This is a genomic window from Komagataeibacter xylinus NBRC 15237 (genome assembly GCF_001571345.1).
GTDB classification, from domain to species: Bacteria; Pseudomonadota; Alphaproteobacteria; order Acetobacterales; family Acetobacteraceae; genus Komagataeibacter; species Komagataeibacter xylinus.
Genome location: NZ_BCTP01000074.1, coordinates 1 through 8,294, shown reverse-complemented (window position 1 = coordinate 8,294; position 8,294 = coordinate 1). Strand labels below are relative to the sequence as shown.

Genomic DNA, 8,294 nt, shown 5'->3' with positions numbered 1-8,294 from the left:
ACTAAGCGCCGCGTTTCGCTTACCCATCGGAAACAACGGCCCATCCTCACGGACATGCTGCCGTTCGAGGTGCCCCCGACATTTTCAAACCGGGGCTACTATCGTTTCCTACGCGACAATAGTGTCGAGATCGAAAAAGGGCAGGTGCGCTGGATTTGCAGGACTGACGCGCTCGACCGCACGATGCGACTTCTGTTCGGCATCAAGGCTACCACGCCCATCAATGTCGAAATGGTGACCGAATGGGGCAAGGAGAAGACCAGAAGATCAGTACCCTACAACAAGTGCGAGATGGTAACCATTCCGTTCAATTTCCGTGTGGCTCACAATTTAGACGGTCGTATCCTGAGCGTCGTCCACCCGCGCAATCAAGTCGCGGTCGCGAGCTTCTACGCGACCCACAGCGCACTGATCATTTATCACACCTCGGTCAGCGAATTTTCGATCCGCCGCCCCGTGTCAGTGTCACGCTATGCCTATTTTAAGGACAAGCTGCATGAAGAGCGGCTGGATTCCGTGGCTGGTCTGGAGGAAGAAGATCGCGAGTATGAGCAGTTGGGGTCTTACTTTGTTTATGAAAAATACCGTAATATACATAAATTTTTTGAATCATATAAATACCACCGCAGCGAGAAAAAATATGACGCGATGGTGCAGATTGATGTTAGTAAGTGCTTCGACAGCGTTTATACTCACTCGCTGCCTTGGGCCATTCTGGGCAAAAATCAGACCAAATTTAGTCTCAAATCGTCAAAATTTACCTTTGCGGGGCGCTTTGACGCGCTTATGCAGAATTTGAATCAAAATGAGACCAACGGCATCGTCATTGGTCCGGAGTTTTCAAGGATTTTCGCCGAGATCATTCTGCAGTCTGTGGATACTGAGTTGCGCGAGCAATTAGCGAAGCTCGACCTCAGGCATAAGGTAGATTACGAGATTTTCCGATATGTCGATGATTTCTTTGTTTTCTACAATGAAGATGCAGCACAGTACAAAATTTTCGAGACACTCCAAGATATTCTCAAGGGCAAGAAGCTCAGCATCAATACAGCGAAAATCAAGCATTACAAGAAACCGATCATCACCGAGATTACGGTCGCCAAGGAGCGTATTTCCGAGCTCCTAAATGAAGGAATTGCCCCAGTATGCGAGGAAGAACCACAGGTTGATCCGGCCAAGTCATCAAAAAAGAAGCTAATCTGTGCGATCAACGCTAACCGGCTGATTATCCGTTATAAAGCCGCGCTCAAAGAAGCAGGCGTCACCTATGGAGACTTGTTAAATTACACGTTCGCAATCCTAGAGAATAAAATCGAAAAGCTTTTTAAGGCCTACATTGGGAGTGACAAATCGGACCAGGACCGTAAGCGTTTGTCCAATGCTCTGTTGGCGATTATGGAGTTCGCGTTTTTCGCCTACTCCGCAAGTCCCAAGGTTAATCACACCATCCGTATTTGCCGGATGATTGCAACCTCGGTGGACTTCGTTCACGCGCAAAGATTACCTTATGAGCAGAAGCACCTTCTGTTTAAGTATGTCCACGATAATGTGATGCAACAGCTCGAGAAGAACACGATGAGCGAGCACCGCGAGGTGGAAAGCCTGTATCTACTGATATCGCTTTCACAACTTGGACGGGAATACTGGCTACCGGTCTCTGTACTGCTGCGACACTTCCTGATCAAAGAAGAAGAGGGGACCGGGAATTACATTCGACCGACCGGTTTTATGAACCATTTTTCGGTCTCGGTCCTACTATCTTATGTCAAACATAAGGTCAGGTACGCGAAGTTGAAAATCTTTATTGAAGCTGAGGTCCTCGCCAAGCTCCAACATATGAAAGCACATTGTCCAGATGACGCCGAGACGCTGATCATGCTTCTTGATCTGATAGTGTGCCCTTATATTAGTAATACAACCAAGGATAATATCGGAGCAATCTTCGGACTGGATGCTGCCAGTCTTGCGTCTGTTCAGGCGACCAATGACCATTGGTTTACCGCTTGGGGCGACAAATTCGACCTCGGAAAAGAGCTGGACGCCAAGCGCAGTCGGGAGGTATATTAGCTGTGGCGCACCGCCCTACCCTTAATGGCTGTTGGCAGCTCACACACAAGCGCCCACCTTTCCCTTGTATCAATCGGGGGGCGGGTAATGGGACGGTCGGGGCGGGCCGTTCCTGTACTATCATATTTAGTAATTATCAGGTGCTCATTGTTACGTTTGTAGATAATTTGAGTTTGGTCACTGTGCCGAGATCGTTGATGGTGGCAAATTGATTACCCTCCGGCATGCCGAGCCACGCATAAGCGACATAGATCAAATTCGAATTGGTCTGGCGCTTGCCAAAATTCTCGAACAGCGTGCGAGCTGATACTCGTCTTGGCAGGGTGATGAAATCCCTTGCTTCTTTCAGCTAGACCCTGTTGCCGGCATTTTCTACCGTGAAAGTGGGGAACATGCTGGCTCGGGTGAGCCTTCAGAGTCAGAGGGCTGCGGGGATTTTCGTGACGGGTTGAGAGGGTGGGAGAGAGTCTCCTGTCCGCCCGTCATGGAGATTTCGCCATGGCGACCGCTATTCCCAAAATCAGCCTGAGTTCGTCCCGTGACATCCCGTTCAACCGGCTGGTGCTGTCCCAGTCCAACGTGCGGCGTGTGAAGTCCGGCCTGTCTATCGAGGAACTGGCCCGCGACATTGAACGCCGCGGCCTGCTGCAAAGCCTGAATGTTCGCCCCGTTCTCGACGATACCGGGGCCGAGACCGGTACCTATGAGGTGCCTGCCGGCGGACGACGCTTCCGTGCCCTCGAACTGCTGGTGAAGCAGAAAAAACTGGCGAAAACGGCCCCCGTGCCGTGCGTCGTGCGCGAGGCCGGATCGGCTATTCTCGCCGAGGATGATTCTCTGGCCGAGAATTTCCAGCGCGTGGCCCTGCATCCGCTGGACCAGTTCCGCGCCTTCCGTGACCTGCTGGAGAAGGGCATGTCCGAAGAAGAAATCGCCGCCGCGTTCTTTGTCGCACCGGCCGTCGTCAAACAGCGTTTGCGGCTGATGACGGTGTCCGACAAACTGCTGGATATCTATGAGCAGGACGGAATGCGCCTGGAACAGCTGATGGCTTTTTCCATCAGCGATGACCATGCCCGGCAGGAACAGGTCTGGGACATCGTGTCCCAGAGCCATAACCGCGAACCCTACGTCATCCGGCGCATGCTGACCGAGAAAACCGTGCGGGCCTCGGATCGTCGCGTGCGCTTCGTCGGACTGGATACCTATCTTGCGGCCGGTGGTCCTATCATGCGCGACCTGTTCGAAGCGGATGACGGTGGGTGGCTGCAGGATCCCGCCATTCTGGACCGGCTGGTCATGGAAAAGCTGCACGCAGCCGCGGAAGATATCCGTGCCGAAGGCTGGAAATGGGTCGAGACGGCCCTATCTTTCCCATGGGGTCACACACGGCAGTTCGTCGAGATCGATGGCACGGAAGTGCCCCTGACCGATGAAGAGACGGCCCGTCTCGAGGTCCTTCATACCGAGCAGGAAAGTATCGAGGCTGAATACGCCCAGGCCGATGAATATCCGGACGAGGTGGATGCACGGCTGGGCGAGATCGAACGGGCCATTCTTGCCCTGGAAGAACGGCCCCTGACGTTCGATTCCGCTGACATGGCGCGGGCGGGTGTGTTTGTCAGCCTCGATAGTGATGGCACGCTGCAGGTGGAGCGCGGTTTCGTGCTACCCGAGGACATGCCGAGTGAGCCGGAAGCGACCGATAATGCGGGCAACGCCGATCAATACGATCGCGCTGCATATGATGGGCAGGACCACGATAGCACAGGCCATGGTTATCAGGAGGGGGAGGGCTACAGCATCTCTCCCGACGTTGAACCCGAAGAAGAAGACGGGATCAAGCCGCTGCCCGACCGGTTGCTCACCGAACTGACGGCTTGGCGCACGCTGGCCCTGCGGGATGCTTTCGCTGGCAACCCGCACATCGCCCTGACCGAACTGCTGCACACCTTGGTGCGCGATGTTTACTGGCAGACACCGGGTGCGGATTGCCTTGAAGCCTATGTCCGGGAAATCCCGCTGCCGGTCCATTCGCCCGACATGCCGGGCAGCGTGCCGGCCCATGCGCTGCGCCAGCGCAACGAGTGCTGGAAGCACGATCTGCCCGAGGACGAGGATGCGCTGTGGCGCTGGATTGACAGTCTGGACGATGCAAGCCGTATGGCATTACTGGCCCATTGCCTCTCCTTCGGGGTCAATGCACTCTATGAGCGCATGCCCGGCTATGGCGCGGTGTCCCAGCGCAGCGTGACCGAGCGTCTGAAGCGGGCAGACCGACTGGCATCGGCCCTCAGCCTCGATCTGGTCGAGGCAGGCTGGCAACCCACGGTCGAGAACTATCTCGGCCGGGTGACCAAGGCCCGCATCCTGCAGGCTGTGCGCGAAGCACGCGGTGACGAGGCGGCCGAGCGCATTGCCCACCTGAAAAAGCCCGACATGGCGCGCGAGGCCGAGCGGCTGCTGGAAGGTTCGGGCTGGCTTCCCGAGGCGTTGCGCACGGCAGGAGGTGCAGAGCAGGTGCCGGTTGAAACGGCAACGGTGGACGAGGGTATGGAGGCCATCGCCGCCGAGTAGCCTTTATGAGGTCAGGAACTTTGAGACAGCGGCTTCCGGTGCCCGGAAGCCGCTTTTTTCATGTCTGGCGCCCCGGAAAGAGGGAGAGGTCGGCTTCGCCTTCTGTGCCGAATAACCGGCATAGAGGAGAGTTTTCCATGACCACGACCACCATCCTGCCCCCGGCGTCCCGTGGCGCCGCGTCCGGCGGCTTCCGGATCGATCCTTCGCGTGGGGAGCGTAGCGCCCGCGTATCGTCCGAATGGTTCTCGCGCCCCGATGACGAGCGCTACCTGTCGCTGTCAGATCTGCACGCTGCGACCCTGACGCGCGCGGATCGGGCCACGGCCCGCACGGTGGAAAGCCGCGCCATTCGCGTGGAGGCCGCGCGCGACAATGCCGAGCGCCTGACTTTGACCGTTCCGGGACAGCATGAGCCAATCGCACCGACCCACTGGTCCTTTGGCCAGATGTGCAGTCTGGTCGGTGCGCCGTCGTCCTATCTGCGCAATCTTCCCGCGCCACTGGCGGCGATCAACTTGCAGCACGGCCTGCTGTCGCACCGGGCCGAACTGGTCAAAACGCTGGAAACCGAAGACGGTCGGGTGGAACTGCGCGCCGTGACCGGCCCCGATTACGGCCGCATCTGGGATCATGAACTGGTCGGCGCGGTGCGCAAGATCGCCGGTGACGGCACAGGCGATACCAACTGGAAGGTGCCGGGCGTCATCGACTGGGCGACCATGACCCATAACCCCTATGTCGATATCACCAAGGAAACGACCACGCTGTATGCATCAGACAGGGACGTGTTTCTGTTTTTGGTCGACGATACCCACCCGATCGAGGCCGGACGCCTGCCCAACGGCGACCCTGATCTCTATTTCCGGGGCTTCTATGCCTGGAATTCGGAAGTCGGCAGTAAAAGTCTCGGTATTGCGTCGTTTTATCTGCGCGGAGTGTGTCAAAATAGAATGCTCTGGGGCATCGAAAATTTCGAACAGATCACGATCCGGCATAGCAAGTTTGCAGCGTCCCGTTTCGTGCATCAGGCGACACCGGCCCTGCGGAATTTCGCCACGGCCAGCCCGGCCTCGTTCGTCTCCGGCATTCAGGCCTCACGTCGTGCTCTGGTTGCGAAGAACGATGACGATCGTGAAACCTTCCTGCGTCGTCGTGGGTTCTCGAAACCGGAAACCACGAAAATCATCGAAACCGTGCTGAACGAGGAAGGCCGCAAGCCCGAGAGCGTCTTCGATTTCGTGCAGGGGATTACAGCCCTGGCGCGGACGAAGACCAATCAGGATACGCGGCTGGATCTTGAGGGCAGGGCACGCAAGCTGATGGAGAAGGTCGGATGAAGGCGCCCGTCATCAGAGGCCAGCGTGGTGGGGAAGGGGCGGCGGACAGGGTCCACCGCCTTTCACCTGTCGGCAGGTCAGTCGTTCAGGCTGTCCTTGAGCGCCTTGGCAGGCGTGAAGGCCAGCTTGCGCGAGGCCGCGATCTGGATGGTCGCGCCCGTGGCCGGGTTGCGTCCTTCGCGGGCGGCGACTTCTTTGACCTTGAACTTGCCGAAGTTCGGCAGGGTAATTTCATCACCGGCCTTGGCGGCAGCGGTCATCGCTTCGATCAGGGCGTCCAGCACCTTGCGGGTATCGGTCTTGCTCGTGTCGGTGGTGGTGGCGATATGATCGACCAGATCGGCAATCTTCATGGGACTATCCTTCGTTATCTGTCGGGCAGAAACCCGCTACTCCTGCCGTTACGGGGGAATTATGGCGTCTTCAAGCCTGCAGGGAGGGTGCGATGACAGATACGCAGTCATGGGATGCTGGCGATCTGGCCCGGAGACTGGCTGAGAATGCCGAGGCGGTCTGCCGCCATTACCTCTCCGCTGGCCGACGGCACGGCAATTACTGGCTTGTCGGCGACGTTCATAACACGCCGGGACGGTCGCTCTATGTCCGCCTGCATGGTGGATCGGACGGACGTGGCCGTGCGGGCAAATGGACGGATGGCGCGACGGGGCAGCATGGCGATCTGCTCGACATCATCCGCGAAAGCTTCGGGCTGCTGGATTTTCGTGATGTTGCCGACGAGGCACGTCGTTTCCTCAGCCTGCCACAGCCGGCACCACGACCGGCCCCTGATCGCGGTCGTTCCGATGCGTTCGGGCATCAGGCTTCCCCGCAGGCATCAGGGACCGCAGATGCCGCACGACGGCTCTGGGCCATGTCACGCCCGATCGCCGGTACGCGGGCGGAAACCTGGCTGCGGCATCGAGACCTGAGACGCCTGTCAGACCTTTTATCCCTGCGTTTCCATCCTGACTGCTATTATCGCGCCGATACCGACAGCCCGACCGAGACCTGGCCGGCACTGATCGCCGCCGTGACCGACCTTGATGACCGCGTGACCGGTGTGCATCGCACCTGGCTGGCGCGCGATGGACGCGGCAAGGCGCCTGTCGAAATGCCGCGCCGGGCGATGGGCGACCTGCTCGGCAACGCCGTGCGTTTTGGCACAGTGTCTGACGTAATCGCGGCAGGCGAGGGGATCGAGACGGCGCTGTCGCTCCGCGAAGTCATGCCCGCTCTGCCACTGGCCGCCTGCCTGTCCTCGGCGCATCTCGCCGCCATGGCCTTTTCGCCCACGCTGCGTCGCCTCTACGTACTGCGCGATGACGACCAGGCCGGAGATCATGCGGTGACGACCCTGCAGGCCCGGACGCAGGAGGCCGGGATCGAGTGCCTCGTGCTGTCACCGCGTCTGGCGGACTTCAATGATGATCTCCGCTATCTCGGGCGTGGGGCGATGCGGGCGATCCTGCATCCCCAGCTTGCCCCGCAGGACGTGGTGCGGTTTCTGCATCCGGTCGCGCACTGAGGCGGGCCGGGAAAGGGGGGGCATCGTCGTTTCCTGCCGTGCGGGGGCTGTCCCGTTTCCGGATGGGGCGCGCCCGCGGCCTTTTCTGGAGGGGAGCGGGCGTCAGTCAGGCCGTGCCTACAATGGCGGAGACGGCTATTTTCTGCCGCGCGGGACTGCGTCCGCGCTTTGCATCGCGAAGCAAAATAGCCGTCTCCCTGCCATCCTCCACTGCGTTCCGGCCGCGCGCGAGCGCGCGGTTCCGGCCCGGCCTTCGTCTGCCGCTATCCGCCCCCGGAAAGGCCGCGAGGGGCGCGGCCAGAACCGGAGGACAGACCCATGACCCGCACACAGGACGATTTCGAACCCGCCCACGCCAGCTCTTCCACCGGCCATGTGCTGGCGGAACTCCAGCTTTACGGCCACCGTCCCTTCGAGGATGAGCCGGACCCGAGGCCGTTGCCCGATGCCTGCCAGATCGAGGGTGCGGTGGCTGACATCTTCGACGCCCTGTCCGCCACGCTGACCGACACAAGGCTGGAACCCGATCTCGAACCGCTGCTCTGGTCCACCGTCAATGTCTTTCACCGCATGGTCGGGCAGGTGGAGCGCGACCTTGACCGCAACGAGGCGGCGCAGAAGCGTAGCCAGCAGGAACAGGATGGCAGCGAGATCCGCTCGGTGGAACTGGAACGCCTCATCGCCGAGGGCCTGACCCTGCTGGAACGACGTAACGCTTACGAGATCTTTCGCGATCTTGCCTGCGACCAGTTCGAACGCCTGACGATGTCGCCATGGCGGCCACG

5 protein-coding genes and 1 pseudogene are annotated in these 8,294 nt (G+C 59.1%); 5 read left to right on the top strand and 1 reads right to left on the bottom strand.

What is annotated here, in order from left to right; all coding sequences use genetic code 11:
- From drt3b to GXY01S_RS15705, 3 genes are all read left to right on the top strand, one after another.
- On the top strand, positions 1-2,067 hold a 2,067-nt coding region (gene drt3b, locus GXY01S_RS15715; RefSeq protein ID WP_218003173.1), incomplete at its 5' end, for an antiviral reverse transcriptase Drt3b.
- A 498-nt stretch (positions 2,068-2,565) separates the two neighbouring features.
- Complete coding sequence (locus GXY01S_RS15710) at positions 2,566-4,644, top strand: ParB/RepB/Spo0J family partition protein (RefSeq protein WP_061276633.1); 2,079 nt, start codon at positions 2,566-2,568, stop codon at positions 4,642-4,644.
- 137 nt (positions 4,645-4,781) lie between these two features.
- Positions 4,782-5,984, top strand: coding sequence for a hypothetical protein (locus tag GXY01S_RS15705; protein WP_061276631.1), 1,203 nt, complete (start codon positions 4,782-4,784; stop codon positions 5,982-5,984).
- A 77-nt stretch (positions 5,985-6,061) separates the two neighbouring features.
- On the opposite strand, the gene GXY01S_RS15700 is transcribed toward GXY01S_RS15705, so the two are convergent.
- Entirely contained in the window at positions 6,062-6,355 is a 294-nt protein-coding gene (locus GXY01S_RS15700; RefSeq protein ID WP_220032585.1) for an HU family DNA-binding protein, read from the bottom strand.
- A 74-nt stretch (positions 6,356-6,429) separates the two neighbouring features.
- Here GXY01S_RS15700 and GXY01S_RS15695 point away from each other — a divergent pair, with 74 nt between their 5' ends.
- Both GXY01S_RS15695 and GXY01S_RS15690 read left to right on the top strand, forming a co-directional pair.
- Entirely contained in the window at positions 6,430-7,509 is a 1,080-nt protein-coding gene (locus tag GXY01S_RS15695; RefSeq protein WP_061276627.1) for a DUF7146 domain-containing protein, read from the top strand.
- 318 nt (positions 7,510-7,827) lie between these two features.
- A pseudogene (locus tag GXY01S_RS15690) lies at positions 7,828-8,294 on the top strand (hypothetical protein); the annotation flags it as partial.

Coding starts and splice junctions, on each gene's coding strand:
- GXY01S_RS15705 (WP_061276631.1), top strand. CDS start 4,782: ATGACCACGACCACCATCCTGCCCCCGGCGTCCCGTGGCGCCGCGTCC.
- GXY01S_RS15695 (WP_061276627.1), top strand. CDS start 6,430: ATGACAGATACGCAGTCATGGGATGCTGGCGATCTGGCCCGGAGACTG.
- GXY01S_RS15710 (WP_061276633.1), top strand. CDS start 2,566: ATGGCGACCGCTATTCCCAAAATCAGCCTGAGTTCGTCCCGTGACATC.